The sequence below is a fragment of the Vibrio owensii CAIM 1854 = LMG 25443 genome (assembly GCF_000817815.1).
GTDB lineage: Bacteria > Pseudomonadota > Gammaproteobacteria > Enterobacterales > Vibrionaceae > Vibrio > Vibrio owensii.
The window spans coordinates 59,502-80,768 of sequence record NZ_JPRD01000068.1 but is presented as its reverse complement, the minus strand read 5'-3'; the positions used below and the strand labels follow the sequence as shown (position 1 = coordinate 80,768).

Sequence of the window (21,267 nt, the reverse complement as noted above, 5' to 3'; positions counted from 1 at the left end):
TTGTCTGAGCTGAAGTTTGCTTGAGACAGGTTTTGTGCCGAGTTAAGAACTAGCGTGCTCTGCTAACGTTAGGCGACGCTCGCGCAAGGCAAAGAGATAGCCTAATAAGCCGCCTAGGGTGTTACCCAGAGCAATACCAATAAACAAACCTTCGATGCTATAAAGCTGACTGCCTATCCATGCCGCTGGTAACGTAAAGACGAACAAGCGCATAAAGCTCCATTGGAAGGCGCGCAGCGGTTTGTGCATCGCGTTATAGCCACTCACCAACATCATCACAATCCCTTGGAAGCCGTAGCTAAATGGCACGACTAATAGGTAATGCCACAGCAAGTCTTTTACCGCTGCTTCTTGAGAGAAAAGCGCAGCAAGAGGAATGCTGAGAGGCACCATCATCAAAAAGATAAAGCCTTGGAAGACCACCGCAAAGCGCATGCTCAGGAACCAGCCAGAGAATGCACGAGCAGGGTTATTAGCCCCAAAGTTTTGCGCCATAAACGGGGTGAGTGCTGAGGTCAGCGACATCAGCACCAAAATCAAGATTGATTCAATACGTTGCGCAGCGCCATAAGCCGCGACCGCTGCGGTGCCGTGGCTAGACAAAATCATCATCAAAATCGCGCCCGATAATGGGTTCATGGCGTTCGACAGTGCTGCCGGTGTGCCTATTTTTAAGGTCTGTTGCCAGTCTTGTTTGATGAGCGACCAGTGCGGTGCGGCAAGTAGCTTTTCGCGTTTCACCAATACATAGAACGACCCGCAGAGCGCGCCAAACCAACTGAATGCACTTGCGATAGCTGCGCCCTGAATACCGAGCTCAGGGAAAGGGCCGTAACCAAAGATCAGCAGAGGATCGAGAATACCGTTGATAAGCCCTGCGAGCATCATGATCTTGGCTGGAGTTTTGGTGTCACCCGTCGCGCGGATCGCACTGTTGCCCGCCATTGGGATCACCAACAGAGGAATGGTCAAATACCAGACCTGCATGTACTGCTCAATCAGTGGAATCGAGTCTTCTCTTGCTCCGAGTAAGCTGAACAGTGGCTCAATAGTAAAGAAACCCAGCGTCGAGGCGACGGTGACTAAAACAACGGCGAGCAGTAAACCATGGCTGGTAAAACGTGCTGCTTGAGATGCATGCCCTTGTCCAAGCAGGCGTCCGATATTGGTCGACAGTCCCATGCCAATACCCATGGTGATGCAGTTCACCGCAAAGGTTACTGGGAAGGTATAACTGATCGCCGCGAGCGCTTGAGTGCCTAATAACGAGATGAAGAAGGTATCGACCAAGTTAAACATCAAAATCGCGATCATGCCCATGGTCATGGGTACAGTCATTTTGCGTAAGGTGTCGGGAATGGGGGCGGTCAACAAACCATGTTTGTCTTCGGCCTGGTTGCCCGGCTTATTCTTTTCCAACATTTTTGATGTCTATCTGGTGAGGGAAGGGCAAGGATACAAGAAAGCCTTTGCCTCGGCGAGCGAGCATTTCGCACGCAAACCGTTGCTTAGCTGCTGGTTATTTTAACTAAGTCACAAAAATTTCACGTCTACCCCTTGGGATCCTTAGCTTTGCCCTTATATACAGATCACGTGCCCCTGAGCGGGCAATTATCAAATAATCATGGAAATTTTCAGGAGAGACGACCGATGAACATTCGTCCATTACATGACCGAGTTATCGTTGAACGTAAAGAAGTTGAATCTAAGTCAGCTGGTGGCATCGTTTTAACTGGTTCTGCTGCGGAAAAATCGACTCGCGGTGTTGTTCTAGCTGTGGGTAAAGGCCGCATCCTAGAGAACGGCACAGTGCTACCGCTGGACGTTAAAGTTGGTGATACCGTTATCTTCGCTGAAGGTTACGGCACTAAGACTGAGAAGATCGACGGCAAAGAAGTTCTTATCATGTCTGAAAACGACATCATGGCTATTGTCGACTAATAGCAATCGTTGAGTAATTTTTTGCTCTGATTCAAAACGCAATCAAAAACAGAATTTAGAAAGGAAATCAAAGATGGCTGCTAAAGACGTTAAATTTGGTAATGACGCACGAGTTAAAATGCTAGAAGGCGTAAACGTTCTAGCGGACGCAGTGAAAGTAACACTGGGTCCTAAAGGTCGTAACGTAGTTCTAGACAAATCTTTTGGTGCTCCAACAATCACTAAAGATGGTGTATCAGTAGCGCGTGAAATTGAGCTGGAAGACAAATTCCAGAACATGGGCGCACAAATGGTTAAAGAAGTTGCGTCTAAAGCAAACGACGCAGCGGGTGACGGTACAACAACAGCAACCGTACTAGCGCAAGCAATCGTAAATGAAGGTCTAAAAGCAGTAGCAGCGGGTATGAACCCAATGGATCTTAAGCGCGGTATCGACAAAGCAGTTATCGCAGCAGTTGAGCAACTAAAAGAGCTATCTGTTGAGTGTAACGACACTAAAGCAATCGCACAGGTTGGTACTATCTCTGCAAACTCTGACTCAAGCGTAGGTAACATCATTGCTGAAGCAATGGAAAAAGTTGGCCGCGACGGTGTTATCACAGTTGAAGAAGGTCAAGCACTACAAGATGAGCTAGACGTAGTAGAAGGTATGCAGTTCGACCGCGGTTACCTATCTCCTTACTTCATCAACAACCAAGAAGCAGGTTCTGTTGATCTAGAAAACCCATTCATCCTTCTGATCGATAAGAAAGTATCGAACATCCGTGAACTTCTTCCAGCACTAGAAGCAGTAGCAAAAGCATCTCGCCCACTACTGATCATCGCTGAAGACGTAGAAGGTGAAGCACTAGCAACACTCGTTGTGAACAACATGCGTGGCATCGTTAAAGTAGCAGCAGTGAAAGCGCCTGGTTTTGGTGAGCGTCGTAAAGCAATGCTACAAGACATCGCTATCCTAACTGGCGGTATCGTGATTTCTGAAGAAGTAGGTCTAGAGCTAGAAAAAGTAGCACTAGAAGACCTAGGTCAAGCGAAGCGCGTTGCAATCACAAAAGAAAACACAACCATCATCGATGGCGTGGGTGAAGAAGCAATGATCCAAGGTCGTGTTGCTCAAATCCGTCAGCAAATCGAAGATGCAACTTCAGACTACGACAAAGAGAAACTACAAGAGCGCGTTGCTAAGCTAGCCGGCGGTGTTGCAGTAATCAAAGTTGGTGCAGCAACTGAAGTTGAAATGAAAGAGAAGAAAGACCGCGTAGAAGACGCACTACACGCGACTCGCGCTGCGGTTGAAGAAGGCGTAGTTGCTGGTGGTGGTGTTGCACTAATCCGCGCTGCATCTAAGATTGTTGACCTAGAAGGCGACAACGAAGAGCAAAACGTTGGTATCCGCGTTGCACTACGTGCGATGGAAGCGCCAATCCGTCAAATCACGAAGAACGCAGGTGACGAAGAGTCAGTAGTAGCGAACAACGTGAAAGCAGGTGAAGGTTCTTACGGCTACAACGCAGCAACTGGCGAATACGGCGACATGCTAGAGATGGGTATCCTAGACCCAACTAAAGTAACTCGTAGCGCACTACAATTCGCAGCATCAGTAGCGGGTCTAATGATCACAACTGAAGCGATGGTTACTGACCTACCACAAAAAGACGGCGCAGGTATGCCTGATATGGGTGGTATGGGCGGTATGGGTGGTATGGGCGGCATGATGTAATTTGCTGCTTGTCTTGTCGCTCTAACGCCTTATAGCTGCATCGAAAGTGCTCATTTACGTGTGTAAACTCCGCGCTTTCTCTTTGCTCTAAGACGTTATAGCTTAAAGACAACCGACCAAACCAAACCAGGAAGCCGAGGTGAATGCCTCGGCTTTTTTGTGCCTGTTACTTTGGTACGGAGCCTTCTGCGCATAAGTTTGTAGGTTGATTCTTACTTTTTCTTTTTAATCTGATAGTTAGCGAGTAATTATTACGCTTAATTTTTATCAGGTTAATTGGTTTAAAAATACGCAATTGTGTGGCTATTGTGCGCAAACGGTCAGGGAAAATGCAGAAAAATAAGTTTGATGAATCAATTGCTTTATTCTTCAAGTGGTTAAATATGACTTACAGCTAACATTTATCGAGTTAAAATGGCGCAAAATCTGTACATTACACTATGTTGTAAATAAACAATCCCCCAATGGAGATGAAAATGAAAAAGCTAATGACGTCACTGGCTGTTGCAGCCGCTATTGCTTCACCTGTTGCTCTTGCTGACAGCACGCCAGTTATGTTCTCTACTATCGACAACACTAACGCACCTTCTAACTCTTCTGTTGGCGGTGTTCGTCTTGCGGTTCTTCACGGTCAAGTGAACGAAGTAAAAGGTGTCGATTTCTCTCTACTAGGTATGTCTGAAACAGACCGTACTACTGGTGTGAACTTCGGTCTTTTCTTTGGTGCGTCTAAAGTCAACCAAGAAATGAAGGGTGTTTCTCTAGGTCTATTCAACTGGAACCAAGGTCAAACAACGGGTCTTAACCTAGGTGCGGTAAACGTGACTAACAACGTTGAAGGTCTAAACTGGAGTGCTGTGAACTACTCTGAAGGTTACACAATGGCAGACATCGGTCTGGCAAGTATCTCTAAAAAATCTAACTTCCAGCTAGGTTTCTTCAACATGACTGACCAAATCGACGGTGTTCAAATTGGTCTTCTAAACTGTGCGGACAACGGCTTCTTCAAGTGTTTCCCAATCGTGAACTTCGCTAAATAATCAGCGAGCTTCGCCAAAAGTTAAGTCACCTTCCTAACTTAACGCCAGATACAAAAAGACCCCGGCTTGATGTCGGGGTCTTTTTTATTGTGCTTGATTACTTAACTAAACGCGTTGATGTTTTTCGTTGCTGCATTTTCTGGTGCACACCACGGCGCAATGCTTTGACGCGGTTTTCCGCTTTGTCCACACCGAGTAAAACGGTCAGTGCCAATACGGTAATGATGATCGACTGTGATAAGTAACCCAAGCCAATCATTAAGCCTAACCCCGCCAATACCCAAATGACGGCCGCAGAAGTCACGCCGTGAATTTTTCCATCTTGAGTCATCATCACACCGGCACCTAAAAAGCCGACACCAGTAATGATCTGACCAAGTACACGGGCTTGATCTAATGTATTTGGCGACAAAGAGACCGCCATCGACATAAATAGGTAAGTACCTGAGATAACTAAAATTGCGGTACGAATACCAACGGGTTTACCGCGAGTTTGACGCTCAATGCCAATCATCAAACCATTGATGGCACAACAAAGCAGCGCAGCCCAACTAAAAGGGCCAAGATCGAAAAGGTGTTCAAAAGTTGCTTGCATCTTAACCTCCAAATTTGCGGAGTATGCATAGATAAGACCGCCTGATCGAACAAAAGCTTTTGCTCGTAACGACAATCTTTATACGGCAAGCAACTTATTCTAGATGCAGATCCAGCGGTGTTTTACTTGGGCGACCGCCAATTTCACGGGTCAACTTAGGCACTAGGTAGCCAGAAACTCGCGTGATCACACCGCGCATGATTTCTTTGGCTTCTTCATCGGAAACAAAGTAGTGCGCTGCACCTTGGACTTTATCCAAAACGTGCAAGTAGTACGGCAAAATACCAGCATCGAATAACGCTTCGTTTAGCGCAACCTGTGCTTCAACGCTATTGTTAACGTCTTTTAGCAGTACACCTTGGTTAAGCAGAGTGACACCAGCTTGCTTTAGCTTCGCCATTTGAGCAGCAAACTCAGCGTTGATTTCGTTGGCGTGGTTAATGTGCGTCACCAATACTATCTGTAGACGAGAAGCGCGAAGTAGGTGGCATAATTCATCGGTAATACGTGCAGGGATCACCACAGGCAAACGGCTGTGAATACGCAGGCGTTTGATGTGTGGGATTTTTGCGATGTGTTCAAGTAGCCAGTGAATCTCATCGTCTTTCGCCATCAGAGGATCGCCACCAGAGAAGATCACTTCATTGAGCTCTGGTTGTTGCGCCATATACTCCAAGCACTTCGTCCACGCCTGTTTGCCACTCTTATTCTCTTGATATGGGAAGTGGCGGCGGAAGCAGTAACGGCAATTCACCGCACAACCACCTTTCACGATCATCAATGCGCGATTGCGGTATTTGTGCAGTAATCCAGGCAGCTCGTTGTCTTGCTCTTCCAAAGGATCATTCGAATAGCCTTCATGTACCTCAAACTCTTCGTTCAAAGGTAATACTTGGCGCAAAAGTGGATCGTAAGGATTGCCTTTTTCCATCCTATCGACAAAACTTTGCGGTACACGCTGTGCAAACAGCTTACGCGCAGCGAACCCGTCCTGCCACGGTGAAGGATCGATTTCCAACATTTCCAGCAATTTTGCAGGATCGGAGATCCCATTCGCTAACTGTTTGAGCCAGTTTTGCTCAACAGATTCGACTTTTCGGGTTATTATGTGCGGCATTGAATTTAGCTCTAAGAATGTAAGAGGAAAAAATGGCTACAGTTAGCACCAATGAATTTAAAGGCGGCCTTAAGTTAATGCTTGATAACGAGCCTTGTGTAATTCTGGAAAACGAATACGTTAAACCAGGTAAAGGCCAAGCGTTCAACCGCGTTAAAATTCGTAAACTTCTTTCTGGTAAAGTGCTAGAGAAAACATTCAAGTCTGGTGACACTTGTGAAGTGGCAGACGTAATGGATATCGACCTAGATTATCTATATTCAGACGGCGAATTCTACCACTTTATGAACAACGAAACTTTCGAGCAGATCGCTGCTGACTTGAAAGCGGTTGGTGAAAACGCTAAGTGGTTGGTAGAAAACAACACTTGTATGATCACGCTTTGGAACGGTAACCCAATTACTGTTACTCCAGCAAACTTCGTTGAACTAGAAGTTACTGACACAGATCCAGGTCTGAAAGGTGATACTCAAGGTACAGGTGGTAAACCAGCAACACTATCAACTGGCGCTGTAGTACGTGTACCACTATTCATCGCAATCGGCGAAGTGATCAAAGTTGACACTCGTACTGGTGAATACGTAGGTCGTGTGAAGTAATTCACCTTAGACTTTCTGATTGAAAAGGTCGCTTCGGCGGCCTTTTTTATTGCCCGTCATTTACCTTTCCTTGATGCCTCTGTGCAAAAAATCGATATCTTCCGCAAATTTCTGATGATTTTGTATTTTTCGTAAAAATCTTATTTACTTCATGAATCTTTCGATTATTTCTTAATGTAACAATTTGATACATTAGTCCTCGTTGTCAGCGAGTTGCATAGCAATTTGATTTTTATCGATTTAACTCAATGACAATCCAATAAGGAGAACAAAATGGAAAGCAGAGGCTTAGGACGAGGTTTAAAGGTGGAAGAGAGACGTCAGTTACTACATAAAGGATTGAAAGCAGCCGTATTTGGTATTCCGCTGCTGGCAATAGGCTTAACGATTAACAGCTCAGTGCTGATGACCGATGCGGGTTACAGCTATGTGCATCAGAACAACATCACTGGTGAATTGGACGTATTCACAGAGCCGGGCATTCACTTTCGCATGCCGTTTCTGTCCAAGATTACCAAGTATGACCAAGTGATCACCGTGTCATTTGGTAACAGCAAGGGCGAAGATTTTTATCAACGCCTTGATGCGATTCAGGTTCGCTTTGCCGATACCTACATTGGTCAGATCCCAGTGACATTCCGCTTCAAGTTAAGTAATGACCCAGAAGCGGTGAAGAAGATGCATAAAGAGTTCCGCAACAACAGTAACCTAATTGATGCATTGTTGGTGAAGAATGCACGTAACGTGACGGTGATTACCGCGACTCAATACACAGGTGAAGAGTTTTTCCAAGGCGGCTTGAACCAGTTCAAATCCAAATTGGGAGACCAACTGCGTGAAGGTATTTATCTGACAGAGCGTCGTCAGGTAGAAGTGGAAGAGCTAGATCTTGCTCCGGTGGGCGCGAATCAGTCGAACGCGAACCAACTGCAACGCACTAACCAATTGGTTTGGAAGACGGTGCCGGTAGTGGACAATACTGGCCAACCAATCCGTCAGGATAACCCGCTACAGCAATACGGTATTCAAGTGACGCAGGTGACCATCGGTGACCCGCAACCAGAGAAGCAGCTTGATCAATTGCTCGCAGATAAAAAGCGCTTAGTAGCAGACCGTATCCGTGCGATTCAGGAGCAAGAGACCTCGAAAGCACAAGCAGAGACTGAGCAGTTACGTAAAGAGATTCAACGTACCCGTGAAGTACAAGATGCTCAACGTAGTAAAGAGCTTGCGATCATCGCACAGCAAAAAGAAGTCGAAGTTGCACGTCAGATTGCAGAGCGTGAAATCGTCGAAGTTGAGAAAACCAAGCGACTGGCTGAGGTGGAAAAAGAGAAAGAGCTAGCGATTGCAGAAGCGAACCTAGCGATTCAAAAAGCCAATGCTCTATCAGCAGAATTTGAAGCAAAAGCGATTCTTGAAAAAGGCCGTGCAGAAGCGGAAGTCTTGAAAGCGAAGTACGCGGCACTGGGTGCAAACCGAGAAGTGTACTTGGCAGAGCTGAACCGAGATGTGGCGAACTCGCTGTATAACAACCTGCAAAACTTCCAAGTGCAGATGCCACAAAACTACATCGGTGGTGGGGAAGCGACAGGTCTGAAAACCAACCTTGATGTGATTACTGGCTTTGGTGCTCTTGGTTTAATGGACCAAACCAAGAAGGTCACACAGCAATAAGATCATGGGTGGTCAAAAGCTAAAAAAGCAAAAAGATCATAGGTGACCAAAAGCTCTGATAGCTGTACAAATCAGAGTAATGCAGAGGCTGATACGTGTTATCAGCCTCTCTTTTTTGTTGGTGAAATACTGCTGAATATTTGCGCTTTATCTCAATATCACATTGATTTTATGAAGATAAAAAGGCGAGAGCGAAATTTGTGGCTATAGTGAATCAACACCCAACAAGCGCAAGGAAGCACTATGTCGACTCAAGAGCAACACCATCCACTCAATGATTATGTGGAATACCCTCCGCAAGAAATGGCAGCAAGAGCTGTACACAACCTTGAGCAACTTCAGCGCCGTCATTCGATTCGAAGTTTCTCTGATCGCCCAGTAGCGAAAGAAGTCATTGAGCACTGCATTCGAGCAGCGGGTACGGCACCTAGTGGGGCAAACCATCAACCTTGGTATTTTGTTGCGATTAACAGTGCAGAAGTGAAAGGGCAGATCCGCCAAGCCGCTGAAGAATTAGAACGTTCTTTCTATGAAGGTCGAGCAGGACAAGAATGGTTAGATGCACTGAAACCACTCGGTACTAATGCCAGTAAGCCGTATTTGGAAAAAGCGCCGTGGCTGATCGCGGTGTTTTCGCAAAAGAAAGGCGGTATGAGTAACGATGGGGAGCAAGCCAATTATTACGTGCATGAGTCAGTCGGGATTGCTACAGGCTTTTTGCTTCAAGCATTACATAACGCCGGTTTGGGTACCTTGACTCACACGCCAAAGCCGATGAGTTTCTTGAGTAAGATTTGTGGGCGAGACAATGATGTCGACCGTCCGTATATGTTGATTGTGACTGGTTATCCGGAAGAAGACGCGACCATTCCAGAACATGCTATGCACAAAAAGTCGTTGGATGAAATCGCGACCTTTATTGAATAGTGCCTGAAACGAATAGCACTGACGATAAACACAAATAGCAGGCAATAAAAAAGCTGGCGAGGTGCCAGCTTTTTTCATTTCCGTCGGTCTCTTAAATCATGAAGATAAAGATAACGGCTAGTGCAGAGATAAGACCTGCAAACGCGTAACATGCAATTTTACCTACCACACCTGTGTGGAATTTAAGGTCGTGCATGCCGTGGTGTACACGGTGCATCGCATGCCACATTGGCAATGCTAGCGTACCGATGATAAACAGTGCGCCAATGATGCTAGTCGCGAATTCAGATACGCGCTCGTAGCTCATTGCTTCTGCATCAATCACACCTAGTGGAACTAGGATGCCCAGTACGAGTACCGTGATTGGCGTGATCATCGCAAACCAAGTACCACCGGCACCAAATAGACCCCACCAGATTGGCTCATCAGAACGTTTCGGTGCTGTATTAACACTATAATTCGGTTTCATTACTCAAGCTCCTTACATCACGATGAGAACGATCAGTGAGATGAACGCTACCGCTGCCCACTGAGTCAGAACGATGATCTTCTTATCTACAGGTTTGCCTTTCAGACGAATTGGCATTACCTGTGGCATCATGCTGAAGAAAGTTTGTGCGTGGAATAGGCTACCTAGCAGCGCAACGATGTTGATCGCTACCACGATAGGGTTTGCCATGAACTCCAACCAACTTTGCCAAGCTTCTGGGCCTTTCACTAATGAACCTAGACCGAAAGTCAGGAAGATAGTGAATAGGATCAGAGGAAGCACCGTTGCTTCACGTACCATGTAGAAGCGGTAGAAAGGATGGTTCTTCCACCATGTGCGTTTTATTTCACGAACGTAAGGTTTACGGTTGCTCATCCTTATGCCTCCACTTTCTTTGGTGAACCATCAGGTTTCAACATCGCAATTACGAAGTCCATAGAAGACTCCACTTTGCCTTGGTTTACTGCCGCTGCTGGGTCAACGTTCTTCGGACAAACTTCAGAACAGTAACCAACAAACGTACAACCCCAAGCGCCGTTTTCACCATTGATCAGCTTCATGCGCTCATCTTTACCGTTGTCACGGCTGTCTAGGTTGTAACGGTGTGCCAGAGTTAGTGCTGCAGGACCAATGAACTCAGGGTTCAAACCGAACTGAGGACATGCTGCGTAGCAAAGACCACAGTTGATACAGCCAGCAAACTGCTTGTATTTCGCCATTTGCTCTGGTGTTTGTAGGTTTGTGCCGTCTTCTGGTTTGCGGTCGTTACCAATGATGTAAGGTTTGATCGCTTCTAGGCGCTCGATGAACGGCGTCATATCAACGATCAAGTCTTTCTCGATTGGGAAGTTTGCTAGAGGCTCGATAGTTACGCCATTCGGGTAATCACGTAGGAAGCTCTTACAAGCAAGCTTAGGCACGTTGTTTACCATGATGCCGCAAGAACCACAGATCGCCATACGACAAGACCAACGGTAAGACAGATCTTTATCTAGGTGATCTTTGATGTAGCCAAGTGCATCAAGTACAGACATGGTTTCATCAAATGGAACTTCGAATGTTTGCGTGTATGGTTCCGCGTCCTTCTCAGGGTCGTAACGCAGAATGTCTACTTTTTGAATGCGGTTTGCTGACATTATGCTTGCTCCTCTGTGCTCTTCGCTTCTGCTTCAGCGGCTTTTTCAGCTGCTGCAGCTTTCTCTGCCGCTTCACCGTATAGACGCGCTTTAGGCTGAGATTTAGTGATCTTCACGTTGCTGTAGTCGATGCTTGGTGCTGCATCTTCTTTGAAGAAAGCAAGCGAGTGTTTCAAGAAGTTCACGTCGTCACGCTCTGTACAACCGTCGTCTAGACGTTGGTGCGCACCACGAGATTCTTTACGTAGGATTGCAGAGTGAACCATCGCTTCTGCGACTTCTAGGCCGTAACCCACTTCGATAGCGTATAGGAGGTCAGTGTTGAACACTTTGCCTTTGTCTTTGATGCTGATTTTCTTGTAACGAGCTTTCAGCTCAGTGATCTTCTCAATCGTTGCTTGCATCAAATCTTCTTGGCGGTAGATACCACAACCCGCTTCCATGGTGTGACCCATTTCAGTACGGATATCTGCCCAGTTTTCATCACCTTCTTGGTTCATTAGAGCAGCAATGCGATCTTCTACAGCTTTCACTTGAGTCGCGATAGACTCTTCGTTCCAGCCTTTGAATTCTGCCGCGCGTTTCACCGCTTGTTCACCCGCAACGCGACCGAATACTACGAACTCAGCCAGCGAGTTAGAACCTAGACGGTTTGCACCGTGAAGACCAACAGACGCACATTCGCCAACTGCGAATAGGCCTTTAATGCGAGTTTCACATTCGCCGTTGGTTTCAATACCACCCATGGTGTAGTGAACCGTTGGACGAATTGGAATTGGCTCTTTTGCAGGGTCAACGTTCACGTAAGCTTTCGCTAGCTCACAGATGAACGGTAGACGCTCTTGTAGGTACTCTTCACCTAGGTGGCGAAGGTCTAGATGCACCACATCACCAAGAGGGTGTTTGATGGTGTTGCCTTTCTGTTGTTCGTGCCAGAAAGCTTGAGAAACTTTGTCACGTGGACCAAGTTCCATGTATTTGTTCTTAGGTTGACCCACTGGAGTTTCTGGGCCCATACCGTAGTCTTGTAGGTAACGGTAGCCGTCTTTATTGACGATGATACCGCCTTCACCACGACAACCTTCAGTCATTAGGATACCCGTGCCAGGAAGACCTGTTGGGTGGTACTGAACGAATTCCATATCACGTAGAGGAACGCCGTGACGGTAAGCCATCGCCATGCCGTCGCCCGTTACGATACCGCCGTTGGTGTTACAGTGGTAAACGCGACCTGCGCCACCTGTTGCTAGTACGACAGACTTCGCTTTAATCGTAACTAGTTCACCTTCAGACATGTGGATTGCAATCAGACCTTGTACTTCACCTTCATCAACAAGCAAGTCGACAACAAAGTACTCATCAAAGCGCTTGATGTTGTTGTACTTCATCGACGTCTGGAATAGCGTGTGAAGCATGTGGAAGCCAGTTTTATCTGCAGCGAACCAAGTACGTTCAACCTTCATACCACCAAAGCGGCGTACGTTGACTTCACCGTTCTCTTTACGACTCCATGGGCAACCCCATTGCTCCATTTGGATCATTTCGCGAGTCGCGTTCTCTACAAAGTATTCAACAACGTCCTGTTCACATAGCCAGTCACCACCGCCAACAGTGTCGTTGAAGTGGTTGTCTAAGCTATCTTCATCCTTGATAACTGCTGCTGAGCCACCTTCTGCAGCAACCGTATGGGAGCGCATTGGGTAAACTTTAGAAATAAGCGCTACTTCTAAGTCCGGGTTTGCTTCAGCCGCTGCAATAGCAGTACGAAGACCAGCGCCGCCTGCGCCGATGACTGCGATATCTGTGGTGATAGTTTGCACAGTTATCCTCCAGTGTGTGATTGCGGAAATCCGCTTGTTATTGTGAGTGTGAGGGCACCGTTTTTAGGCTATCCCTCAAAAGTAGTAGGGTTAGTGTAGGGGAGCCTTATGGCAGAAAAATTGATGTATTTGGGTTTTTTCTCCGGTAATGCACACGAGAGCATAGAAATTCTAGGTTATGTGACTGCTATCACGGCACGAAACAGTTGAGGGATAAACGTAAAGCTGCTCAATGTTACACAGGTGTTGCACGACATTACCCTCATTGATAATAGGGTAAGTTGTGAGTGTTTTTTGTACTGTAGAACGTGGAATGCTTGCTTCAATTCTGATCGAGTTTTATTCGTATTTAGACCAATACAATTAAGATGAATCCCCCCTCGCCGAGCTAGGCAAAGCGTGACAAAATTGCTATTTTCCTCGCTCACTTATGTATTGAGAGTCTTGTTATGCAAACGACCTGGCAACCTACTGCTTCTATGGAACAACTTCGTCAACGCGCCGCGTTGATCACCGCTATTCGTCAATTCTTTGCCGAGCGACAGGTGATGGAAGTCGACACGCCAGCCATGAGTCACGCCACCGTGACCGACATTCATTTGCATACTTTCCAGACCGAGTTTGTTGGCCCAGGCTATGCCGATGGCAGCAAGCTGTTCTTTATGACCAGTCCTGAATTCCATATGAAGCGCCTACTAGCGGCAGGCAGTGGCTGTATCTACCAAATCAACAAAGCGTTTCGTAATGAAGAGAATGGTCGTCACCACAATCCTGAATTCACCATGTTGGAGTGGTACCGCATCGGCTTTGATCACCACAAGCTGATGGACGAAATGGACGATCTGCTGCAATTGGTATTGAAGTGCGGCGCTGCTGAACGAATGACTTACCAGCAAGCCTTTATTGACGTACTTGGCGTGTGCCCGCTAGAAGGCTCGATGCAAGAGCTAAAAGTGGTCGCGGCTAAGCTAGGGCTAAGTGACATTGCCGAGCCTGAAGAAGATCGCGATACTTTACTGCAACTGCTGTTCAGCATCGGTGTCGAAGCGAAGATTGGCCAGCAAGTGCCGGCATTTGTTTATGATTTCCCTGCATCGCAAGCGGCACTGGCAAAGATCAATCCACAAGACAATCGCGTTGCTGATCGCTTTGAGGTGTACTTCAAAGGTATTGAGTTAGCGAACGGTTTCCACGAGCTAGATAACCCGAAAGAACAATTGGCGCGCTTTGAACAAGATAATGCTAAGCGTTTGGAAATGGGTCTGAAGCCACAGCCGATCGATTATCATTTGATTGGCGCGTTAGAAGCAGGCTTACCAGATTGTGCCGGTGTGGCGTTGGGTGTTGATCGCCTGATCATGTTGGCTCTTGGTTGTGACCATATTGACCAAGTGACTGCTTTCCCATTCCCAATTGCTTAAGGATTGATGATGAACCTGACCGCTGCACGTTTGGTGCTACTGAGTTACGCGACATTAATTGCTTACCTATCTTTGAGCTCGGGAGAGTTGCAAGATTGGGGAGATATTGCGTACTTAGATAAGATGCAGCACGCGATGGCGTACAGTGGTTTTGGCTTTTTGGGCTGCTTCTGCGTAGCAAGTTGGCGTCAGCGTTGGACGGTGGCTCTGAGCATTCTGTTCTTCAGTGCTGTGATTGAAGTTTTACAAGGTTATGTGGGGCGCCAAACCTCTTGGCAAGACTTGATTGCGAACTCGATTGGCATTCTAACTGGTCTGCTATGTTACCGTATTTGGAGCCTCTATCGACCTAGGTTGGTGAAGTCGCTATACTCGATTCGATAATGAAGAGGGAATACGATAACCATGAAAACGCGCGACAAAATCGTTTATGCCGCACTGGAGTTGTTTAACCAACATGGTGAGCGCAATATCACAACCAACCACATTGCTGACCATATTGAAATTAGCCCAGGCAATCTTTACTACCACTTCCGCAACAAACAAGAAATCGTGCGTGAGATTTTCGCGCTTTACTCTGCGGAACTGTTAGAACGCTTTACTCCAATTCAAGGCTCTCAAGAGAGCCTGACCATGCTGAAAAGTTACCTCGATTCAATCTTCACTCTGATGTGGAAGTACCGTTTTTTCTACGCGAACCTGCCAGAAATCCTTTCTCGAGACGAGCAACTACATGATGAGTACATTGATGTTCAAGAGAAGCTGCAAGCCAACCTCATTGCAATCATGCAAGAGTTTGTGTCGCTGAAGCTGTTGAATGTCGACCAAGAGCAGTTGAAATCCCTAGTTTGTACGCTGCACCTTATTGCGTGTAGTTGGTTAGCTTACCAATCGGCGATGTCATCAAAGACCGATATTACCGAGCTAATGGTGAAACAAGGCATGTTGCAGATGCTTAACGTGGTGAAACCTGTGGCGACCGAGCAGGGCATGGAACAGTTGCTTTTGCTTGAAGAAGCAGTGAGTCGTCTGCACAGTTAATACTATTTTCCCTCCTTATTCATTTCAGAAAATGAGAGTATGGCTCAACGCTTAAGGTTTAGAGCGCAGCTCTCATTTTCAACTCCTTCCTTGAGTTGACTTGTTGTGCTCATTTCGCACAATAGAACTCATACTCTTCCATACTTTCTAGTGGAAGATGATTCTCGATAAAGGAACTATCGTTCAATGAATTACGACATTTTTAATGGCGATGCCGATGGCATCATCGCATTGCTGCAATTGCGCTTAGCGGATCCTATCAACGCTCAGTTGGTGACGGGCGTAAAGCGCGACATCAAACTGGTGGAAAAAGTGGGTGTGCAAGCGGGCGATGAGCTGACAGTGTTGGACATTTCAATGGAAAAGAACATGGTAGGTCTAGAGCAAGCTTTGGCTCAAGGCGCGCATGTTTTCTACGCCGATCACCACAGAGCGGGCGAGATTCCTCAGCACGGTAATTTGGACGCGCACATCGATCTTGATGCTAACATGTGTACTGCATTGATTGTCGATAAACTGCTTGATGGTCGTTTTCATACATGGGCGATCACCGCTGCTTATGGCGATAACTTGATTGCTAAAGCGGATGCATTGGCGGATAAAGCCGGACTTAATGAAGAGCAGAAAGCACAACTAAAAGAGCTTGGCACTTTAATCAACTACAACGGTTATGGCTCTAAAGTAGACGACCTTCATTTTCACCCAGCGGACTTGTACCAAGCGTTAAAGCAATACGTTTCACCATTCGATGCGATTGCAGATAAAGCGTCACCTTACTACCAATTGCAATCGGCTTATCAACAAGATATGGATGCGGCGCAGGCGGTTCCTGCTACTCACGAGAGTGCGAAGCTCAAGCTATTTGAGCTGCCAAACAATGCAGCATCACGTCGAATCAGTGGCGTTTATGGCAACTGGCTTGCGAACCAAACCCCAGACTCTGCGCATGCGGTATTAACTGAAAATGCAGACGGTACTTACACGGTTTCTCTTCGCGCGCCACTGAATAACAAGCAAGGTGCCGTGGCGGTGTGTGGACAGTTCCCTACAGGTGGTGGCCGAGAGGCTGCGGCAGGCATCAATGCACTAAGCAAAGATGATGTTAGTGCCTTTATTGATGCGGTCGAAACCTACTACGCATAGCATTTTCCAAAATAGACATACAACAAAGGAGCCGAGTGGCTCCTTTGTTTTTTGTGTCGTGATAGTGCTGATTAGAACTGCGATGATAAACGGCAGCTACATGCGCTTTAACCAAGATTTCGGGTTTTGCGCTTCACTGTTACGGCGAATTTCGAAGTACAGCGAAGGTCTGTCTTGACCTCCTGTATCACCCGCAAGGGCAATCACTTCACCGGCTGTTACCTTATCGCCTTCTTTCTTGGTCAATGCTTGGTTGTAACCGTAGAGCGTCATGTCGCCTTTACCATGGTCGAGCAGCACGACTAGACCATAACCGCGTAAGTATTCGGCGAATACAACGGTACCTGGGTAAACGGCTTTGACTTGTTGACCGTAGCTTGCTGAAAGCACCATGCCTTTCCAGTTTACTTGGCCAGTCTGTCTGGTTCCGAAGTTATGCAAGACTCGGCCTTTGAGTGGCCAAGGCAGTTTGCCACGTTGTTTCGCGATACCATCCATCGGTACTGCGTTACGTTTCGCGGCTTTCGCAATTTCCGCTTTTAGGCGGGTTTCGTTGCGTTGCAGTTCTGAAAGGTAACGTTTGTCGTCTTTGATGCTTTTCTGAATCTTGCTTAGCGTGCCTTTACGTTTCGATTGCGTGCTTGCCAATGACGCGCGCTTTTCCGATTGCTGCTTAAGCAAGGTTTCTATCTGTTCTTTTTCCAACTCAAGTTGGTTTTTATTGTGCGCCAACTCTTGAGTGGTTTTAGTAATAGCATCAATAACCTCCGCACGTGCTTTTGCTAAGTGCTGGAAATATTGACTGATGCGATCTTCTTCAACCCCTTCATTGAGCAGATGCCCATTGGCTTTGGCGCGTTCCGTCACGTAGTAGGTTTGAATGAGCTGTTTTAGCTCTTCCTCTTGCGCTTGGCGTTGGCCTTCTTGCAGTGCAATTTTCTCTTCCAACTTATTAATGTTCTGATCGGCTTGCGCTAATTCTGCCTTAGTTTGCTTAATTTCTCTTTCTAGTTTAGAGATACCAAGCTCTTGGTCTTTAAGCGACTTTTGCAGATCGTTAAGTTGTTTTTCTTGAGAAGTGAGCGATTTACGCTGACGGCTGATTTCGCTAGAAACGCCTTTTAACTCTTGCTGACTGGCAGCGGAAGAGGTGAGGGGATATGTGGCAGATAAAGCACAAGTTAATAAAATAGCCGAGCGTAGCACTGGGTGATTTTGTTTTCGCACTTGAGAGTTACCTACCACATTATTGTCAAAGGATCAGATGACGATTAAATACCATCTCCATGGATAAAGCTTTGCGATTTGCCATTAAAGCCTTGATCCATATCGAGAGAAGGTTTGTCCGTTTTCGGACGACCAACGATTTTTGCAGGCACACCAGCCACAGTTGTGTGGGGTGGCACTGCTTGCAATACCACAGAACAAGAGCCGATTTTCGCCCCTTGACCGACTTCAATATTGCCAAGAATCTTTGCACCTGCGCCGATCATTACGCCTTCGCGAATTTTCGGGTGACGGTCACCGCATTCTTTGCCGGTACCACCAAGGGTGACGTCCTGCAAAATAGACACGTCGTTTTCTACGACAGCCGTTTCACCAATCACGATGCCGGTTGCATGGTCTAGCATGATACCACTACCGATGCGCGCTGCAGGGTGAATATCGACCTGACACGCCACAGAAATCTGATTTTGCAGGTAAGTCGCAAGAGCGTGACGACCTTGCTTCCACAACCAGTTTGCTACTCGGTAGCCTTGCAGAGCATGGTAGCCCTTTAAGTACAATAATGGCATTGAGTACATAGAAACCGCAGGGTCGCGATTGACCGTGGCACAAATGTCACAAGCTGCGCCGTCCGTGATAGTAGGATCGGCAGCAAATGCCTCTTCAACCACTTCACGCACTGCCATAGCAGGCATCGATGCAGTGTTTAATTTGTTGGCCAGAATATAGCTCAATGCGGCGCATAGGCTGTCATGCTTAATAATGGTCGCATGATAAAAGCTCGCCAGCATAGGCTCTTGCTCTGACATCTCACGGGCTTCTGAAACGATTTTGTTCCAGACTTTTTGTTTTTCGCAGTGTTTCATTCTCAATATCCTGAGTGGTTCTTCCGTGACCCGACAACTTCTATTCTTCTCAGATGAGGTGCAAAGGGAGCTAGGGTGCTACTTTCCTTCGGCTTTTTTGTCACGAGCAAGTAAATCTTGCGCTGCCAGGCGTGCATCTTTTCCTTGATACAATACTTGATAAATTTGGTCAACAATTGGCATCTCTACGCCCATGCGCTGAGAGAGCATCCAAACTTCTTTGGTGTTGCGGTAGCCTTCAACGACTTGACCGATTTCTTCTTGCGCAGTGTCGACGTCTTTACCTTGACCTAGTGCCAAACCAAAACGGCGGTTACGCGACTGGTTATCGGTACAAGTCAAAACAAGGTCGCCCAAGCCAGCCATGCCCATAAAGGTTTCAGGTTGTGCGCCCAGAGCAGCACCAAGACGGCTCATTTCTGCCAAACCACGTGTAATCAGTGCGGTACGAGCATTGGCACCAAAGCCGATACCATCAGACATACCTGCGCCAATCGCGATAACGTTCTTCACCGCACCACCAAGTTGCATGCCGATAAAGTCGTTGTTTGCGTAGACACGGAAAGTTTTGCTGCAGTGAATCTTTTCTTGCAGGTCAGCAACGAAGTCTGCGTCTGGAGAGGCAACAGAGATAGCAGTAGGCATGCCCATCGCAAGCTCTTTAGCAAACGTAGGGCCAGAAAGTACCGCTAGCGAATAGCTGTCACCGATGATGTCGAACGCCACTTCTTTCAGTAGACGACCGGTTTCAGGCTCAAGACCTTTGGTTGCCCAACAGATGCGAGAATCTTCACGTAGGAAAGGTTGACAGCTTTTTAGTACGATGCCGAAAACGTGGCTAGGAACCACAACTAACAAGTCACGGCTTGCTTGAACGGCTTTTTCTAAATCCGATTCAATGATCAAGCTCTCTGGGAAATCAATACCAGGTAGGAATTCGTGGTTGGCACGGTCTGCTTCAAGGCGTGCCATGTGCTCTGGCTCGTGACCCCAAAGGATGACGTTCGCGCCGTTACGAGCAAGGGAGATTGCCAAAGAAGTGCCGTATGAGCCAGCACCGATCACAGTCATTGCGATGTCTTTACCGTAAGCATTGTTTGTATTTGCTTGTGTCATGCTACCGCCTAATTGTCTTTCTACTAGTAGAATCTAGTTCATAATCGCTAGAGTTTACGCTCTCAAGGGGTTAGGAACTAGGAACTTTTATCAGAAATAAAAAATGCACATTGCATCGCTGAGAGGACGCTTTGTGCATTTTCTTCAGGTATATGACGTGTGCTCATTCTCTATGAAGGGCAACACGTCACTTACAAAACGTGAATTACGCTTCAGCTTCGCCTTGTTGAGCTTGCTGTTGTAGGTAGTTCATGAATAGCGCGTCGAAGTTAACTGGCGCTAGGTTCAGTTGAGGGAACGTACCTTTAACCACTAGGCTTGAGATAGTTTCACGAGCGTATGGGAATAGGATGTTCGGGCAGAATGCGCCTAGGCAATGTGCAAGTTGACCTGCTTCCATTTGCTCAGCAGTGAAGATACCACCTTGTTGAACTTCACATAGGAACGCTGTTTCTTCTTCGTTCTTAACAGTAACAGTTAGACGTAGAATTACTTCGTAAACACCTTCACCAAGCTCACGGCTTTGAGTGTCTAGGTCTAGTTTAACGTCTGGGTTCCACTCTTTTTGGAAGATTACTGGAGAGTTAGGCGCTTCGAAAGAAACGTCTTTTAGGAAGATGCGTTGAATTGCAAAGTTTTGTTGTGCGTCTTGTGGTGCTGCTTCAGCCATTTTTAAATCCTTAATAAACATTTGTTGGGTCTAGGATTATCTAAACCCAGAAATATGGTTTGTCCTGAGACTAACTGAGCAAATCTACCTTGACTAGATGAAGCGCTTATTACGTGCAAAGCATCACAACTTAGTGCTTCAACTGCTTTCTATTTGCTCAGTTTATATAAACGAGGCTGGCAAAATTGTTTTACCGCGACCTTATTTCTTACCACGTACTAGTGGAAGGTTCGCTTCGTTCCATGCAATCAAACCGTTTTTCAGTAGGCTTACGTTTTCGAAGCCTGCTTTAGCTAGTAGGTTTGCACTTTCTTGAGCGGTTTGACCCGTTTTGCATACCACAATGATTGGGTCTGATTTACGGTTTTCAAGGCTACCAAAGTTACCTGCTTTGATATCAGACGGCAAAATGTGAAGTGCGTCGGTGATATGACCTTGTTTGAACTCATCTTTAGAGCGGATATCCACCACAACGCCGTTTTCACGGTTCATAAGGTGAGTCAATTGGTTTACGTTAATCTCTTTGTATGCGGCTGTCGCTGATTTCACGAGGTTCATGATAAATGCGACAAGAAGACCTACCCAAACCAAAGATAGAATCATGTTCTGTTGGAAAAAATCAATGTACTCTTGCATGTCTTGAGCTCTTGCAATGTTGGCGGAAAAATAAAGCAGGAGTATAGCGGGGTTAGCCGTCTTAGGCGAGAGGGTTAAAACTTTC

General features: G+C 46.6%; 22 protein-coding genes. 10 read left to right on the top strand and 12 right to left on the bottom strand.

Annotated elements, in window-relative coordinates:
- Positions 1 to 42 precede the first annotated feature (42 nt).
- Positions 43 to 1,422: an MATE family efflux transporter gene (locus tag H735_RS27290; RefSeq protein WP_020194827.1), complete on the bottom strand. Its 1,380-nt coding sequence runs from the start codon at positions 1,420 to 1,422 to the stop codon at positions 43 to 45.
- Between the two features lie 228 nt (positions 1,423 to 1,650).
- Here H735_RS27290 and H735_RS27285 point away from each other — a divergent pair, with 228 nt between their 5' ends.
- The 3 genes from H735_RS27285 (at position 1,651) to H735_RS27275 (ending at position 4,701) form a co-directional block, all read left to right on the top strand.
- Positions 1,651 to 1,941: a co-chaperone GroES gene (locus tag H735_RS27285; RefSeq protein WP_005440461.1), complete on the top strand. Its 291-nt coding sequence runs from the start codon at positions 1,651 to 1,653 to the stop codon at positions 1,939 to 1,941.
- A 73-nt stretch (positions 1,942 to 2,014) separates the two neighbouring features.
- Positions 2,015 to 3,661, top strand: coding sequence for a chaperonin GroEL (groL, locus tag H735_RS27280; RefSeq protein ID WP_020194828.1), 1,647 nt, complete (start codon positions 2,015 to 2,017; stop codon positions 3,659 to 3,661).
- A 476-nt stretch (positions 3,662 to 4,137) separates the two neighbouring features.
- On the top strand, positions 4,138 to 4,701 hold the full coding sequence (locus H735_RS27275; protein WP_005425048.1) for a VC2662 family protein: 564 nt from the start codon (positions 4,138 to 4,140) through the stop codon (positions 4,699 to 4,701).
- 97 nt (positions 4,702 to 4,798) lie between these two features.
- Here H735_RS27275 and H735_RS27270 read toward each other — a convergent pair whose 3' ends face one another.
- Both H735_RS27270 and epmB read right to left on the bottom strand, forming a co-directional pair.
- Positions 4,799 to 5,296, bottom strand: coding sequence for an MgtC/SapB family protein (locus H735_RS27270; protein ID WP_005440468.1), 498 nt, complete (start codon positions 5,294 to 5,296; stop codon positions 4,799 to 4,801).
- Positions 5,297 to 5,390: 94 nt separating this feature from the next.
- On the bottom strand, positions 5,391 to 6,413 hold the full coding sequence (gene epmB, locus H735_RS27265) for an EF-P beta-lysylation protein EpmB (RefSeq protein ID WP_020194829.1): 1,023 nt from the start codon (positions 6,411 to 6,413) through the stop codon (positions 5,391 to 5,393).
- A gap of 32 nt (positions 6,414 to 6,445) precedes the next feature.
- On the opposite strand from epmB, the gene efp reads away from it, so the two are divergent.
- From efp to H735_RS27250, 3 genes are all read left to right on the top strand, one after another.
- Complete coding sequence (efp, locus tag H735_RS27260; protein ID WP_020194830.1) at positions 6,446 to 7,012, top strand: elongation factor P; 567 nt, start codon at positions 6,446 to 6,448, stop codon at positions 7,010 to 7,012.
- Positions 7,013 to 7,285: 273 nt separating this feature from the next.
- A complete protein-coding gene (locus H735_RS27255; RefSeq protein ID WP_005440474.1) occupies positions 7,286 to 8,689 on the top strand; it encodes an SPFH domain-containing protein in 1,404 nt (467 codons plus the stop codon).
- A gap of 243 nt (positions 8,690 to 8,932) precedes the next feature.
- Positions 8,933 to 9,616, top strand: coding sequence for a nitroreductase family protein (locus H735_RS27250; RefSeq protein WP_020194831.1), 684 nt, complete (start codon positions 8,933 to 8,935; stop codon positions 9,614 to 9,616).
- Positions 9,617 to 9,707: 91 nt separating this feature from the next.
- Here H735_RS27250 and frdD read toward each other — a convergent pair whose 3' ends face one another.
- The 4 genes from frdD to frdA are packed head-to-tail and all read right to left on the bottom strand — an operon-like array spanning position 9,708 to position 13,062.
- On the bottom strand, positions 9,708 to 10,085 hold the full coding sequence (gene frdD / locus H735_RS27245; protein ID WP_005440479.1) for a fumarate reductase subunit FrdD: 378 nt from the start codon (positions 10,083 to 10,085) through the stop codon (positions 9,708 to 9,710).
- 12 nt (positions 10,086 to 10,097) lie between these two features.
- Entirely contained in the window at positions 10,098 to 10,481 is a 384-nt protein-coding gene (gene frdC / locus H735_RS27240) for a fumarate reductase subunit FrdC (RefSeq protein ID WP_020194832.1), read from the bottom strand.
- A gap of 2 nt (positions 10,482 to 10,483) precedes the next feature.
- Positions 10,484 to 11,242, bottom strand: a complete 759-nt coding sequence (locus H735_RS27235) for a succinate dehydrogenase/fumarate reductase iron-sulfur subunit (RefSeq protein ID WP_005440483.1) — start codon at positions 11,240 to 11,242, stop codon at positions 10,484 to 10,486.
- Positions 11,242 to 13,062, bottom strand: coding sequence for a fumarate reductase (quinol) flavoprotein subunit (frdA, locus tag H735_RS27230; protein WP_020194833.1), 1,821 nt, complete (start codon positions 13,060 to 13,062; stop codon positions 11,242 to 11,244). The genes H735_RS27235 and frdA overlap by 1 nt, the downstream gene beginning before the upstream one ends.
- A 449-nt stretch (positions 13,063 to 13,511) precedes the next feature.
- Here frdA and epmA point away from each other — a divergent pair, with 449 nt between their 5' ends.
- The 4 genes from epmA (at position 13,512) to H735_RS27210 (ending at position 16,667) form a co-directional block, all read left to right on the top strand.
- Positions 13,512 to 14,483 (top strand): elongation factor P--(R)-beta-lysine ligase, encoded by a 972-nt coding sequence (epmA, locus tag H735_RS27225; protein ID WP_009707851.1) that lies wholly within the window; start codon positions 13,512 to 13,514, stop codon positions 14,481 to 14,483.
- Between the two features lie 9 nt (positions 14,484 to 14,492).
- Positions 14,493 to 14,867: a VanZ family protein gene (locus H735_RS27220; protein WP_020194834.1), complete on the top strand. Its 375-nt coding sequence runs from the start codon at positions 14,493 to 14,495 to the stop codon at positions 14,865 to 14,867.
- 21 nt (positions 14,868 to 14,888) lie between these two features.
- Positions 14,889 to 15,524 carry a TetR/AcrR family transcriptional regulator gene (locus H735_RS27215; RefSeq protein ID WP_005440488.1) on the top strand — a complete coding sequence of 212 codons (636 nt, stop codon included), beginning with the start codon at positions 14,889 to 14,891 and terminating at the stop codon, positions 15,522 to 15,524.
- A 186-nt stretch (positions 15,525 to 15,710) separates the two neighbouring features.
- On the top strand, positions 15,711 to 16,667 hold the full coding sequence (locus tag H735_RS27210) for an acetyltransferase (protein ID WP_020194835.1): 957 nt from the start codon (positions 15,711 to 15,713) through the stop codon (positions 16,665 to 16,667).
- 96 nt (positions 16,668 to 16,763) lie between these two features.
- On the opposite strand, the gene H735_RS27205 is transcribed toward H735_RS27210, so the two are convergent.
- The 5 genes from H735_RS27205 to H735_RS27185 all read right to left on the bottom strand — a co-directional run bounded on the left by H735_RS27205 (position 16,764) and on the right by H735_RS27185 (position 21,182).
- Positions 16,764 to 17,912: a murein hydrolase activator EnvC family protein gene (locus H735_RS27205; protein WP_020194836.1), complete on the bottom strand. Its 1,149-nt coding sequence runs from the start codon at positions 17,910 to 17,912 to the stop codon at positions 16,764 to 16,766.
- Between the two features lie 26 nt (positions 17,913 to 17,938).
- Positions 17,939 to 18,760 (bottom strand): serine O-acetyltransferase, encoded by an 822-nt coding sequence (gene cysE / locus H735_RS27200; RefSeq protein ID WP_005440502.1) that lies wholly within the window; start codon positions 18,758 to 18,760, stop codon positions 17,939 to 17,941.
- Between the two features lie 78 nt (positions 18,761 to 18,838).
- The gene (gpsA, locus tag H735_RS27195) at positions 18,839 to 19,876 is read right to left on the bottom strand and encodes an NAD(P)H-dependent glycerol-3-phosphate dehydrogenase (protein WP_009707847.1); all 1,038 of its coding nucleotides are present in this window, start codon (positions 19,874 to 19,876) and stop codon (positions 18,839 to 18,841) included.
- Positions 19,877 to 20,081: 205 nt separating this feature from the next.
- Positions 20,082 to 20,546, bottom strand: a complete 465-nt coding sequence (gene secB, locus H735_RS27190) for a protein-export chaperone SecB (RefSeq protein WP_005440506.1) — start codon at positions 20,544 to 20,546, stop codon at positions 20,082 to 20,084.
- A gap of 201 nt (positions 20,547 to 20,747) precedes the next feature.
- Positions 20,748 to 21,182, bottom strand: coding sequence for a rhodanese-like domain-containing protein (locus tag H735_RS27185; protein ID WP_005425033.1), 435 nt, complete (start codon positions 21,180 to 21,182; stop codon positions 20,748 to 20,750).
- Positions 21,183 to 21,267: the final 85 nt, after the last annotated feature.

What these genes read in the sequence shown, in the direction of transcription:
- H735_RS27290 (WP_020194827.1), bottom strand. Translation starts at nt 1,422, where the DNA reads ATGTTGGAAAAGAATAAGCCGGGCAACCAGGCCGAAGACAAACATGGT.
- H735_RS27285 (WP_005440461.1), top strand. Translation starts at nt 1,651, where the DNA reads ATGAACATTCGTCCATTACATGACCGAGTTATCGTTGAACGTAAAGAA.
- groL (WP_020194828.1), top strand. Translation starts at nt 2,015, where the DNA reads ATGGCTGCTAAAGACGTTAAATTTGGTAATGACGCACGAGTTAAAATG.
- H735_RS27275 (WP_005425048.1), top strand. Translation starts at nt 4,138, where the DNA reads ATGAAAAAGCTAATGACGTCACTGGCTGTTGCAGCCGCTATTGCTTCA.
- H735_RS27270 (WP_005440468.1), bottom strand. Translation starts at nt 5,296, where the DNA reads ATGCAAGCAACTTTTGAACACCTTTTCGATCTTGGCCCTTTTAGTTGG.
- epmB (WP_020194829.1), bottom strand. Translation starts at nt 6,413, where the DNA reads ATGCCGCACATAATAACCCGAAAAGTCGAATCTGTTGAGCAAAACTGG.
- efp (WP_020194830.1), top strand. Translation starts at nt 6,446, where the DNA reads ATGGCTACAGTTAGCACCAATGAATTTAAAGGCGGCCTTAAGTTAATG.
- H735_RS27255 (WP_005440474.1), top strand. Translation starts at nt 7,286, where the DNA reads ATGGAAAGCAGAGGCTTAGGACGAGGTTTAAAGGTGGAAGAGAGACGT.
- H735_RS27250 (WP_020194831.1), top strand. Translation starts at nt 8,933, where the DNA reads ATGTCGACTCAAGAGCAACACCATCCACTCAATGATTATGTGGAATAC.
- frdD (WP_005440479.1), bottom strand. Translation starts at nt 10,085, where the DNA reads ATGAAACCGAATTATAGTGTTAATACAGCACCGAAACGTTCTGATGAG.
- frdC (WP_020194832.1), bottom strand. Translation starts at nt 10,481, where the DNA reads ATGAGCAACCGTAAACCTTACGTTCGTGAAATAAAACGCACATGGTGG.
- H735_RS27235 (WP_005440483.1), bottom strand. Translation starts at nt 11,242, where the DNA reads ATGTCAGCAAACCGCATTCAAAAAGTAGACATTCTGCGTTACGACCCT.
- epmA (WP_009707851.1), top strand. Translation starts at nt 13,512, where the DNA reads ATGCAAACGACCTGGCAACCTACTGCTTCTATGGAACAACTTCGTCAA.
- H735_RS27220 (WP_020194834.1), top strand. Translation starts at nt 14,493, where the DNA reads ATGAACCTGACCGCTGCACGTTTGGTGCTACTGAGTTACGCGACATTA.
- H735_RS27215 (WP_005440488.1), top strand. Translation starts at nt 14,889, where the DNA reads ATGAAAACGCGCGACAAAATCGTTTATGCCGCACTGGAGTTGTTTAAC.
- H735_RS27210 (WP_020194835.1), top strand. Translation starts at nt 15,711, where the DNA reads ATGAATTACGACATTTTTAATGGCGATGCCGATGGCATCATCGCATTG.
- cysE (WP_005440502.1), bottom strand. Translation starts at nt 18,760, where the DNA reads ATGAAACACTGCGAAAAACAAAAAGTCTGGAACAAAATCGTTTCAGAA.
- gpsA (WP_009707847.1), bottom strand. Translation starts at nt 19,876, where the DNA reads ATGACACAAGCAAATACAAACAATGCTTACGGTAAAGACATCGCAATG.
- secB (WP_005440506.1), bottom strand. Translation starts at nt 20,546, where the DNA reads ATGGCTGAAGCAGCACCACAAGACGCACAACAAAACTTTGCAATTCAA.
- H735_RS27185 (WP_005425033.1), bottom strand. Translation starts at nt 21,182, where the DNA reads ATGCAAGAGTACATTGATTTTTTCCAACAGAACATGATTCTATCTTTG.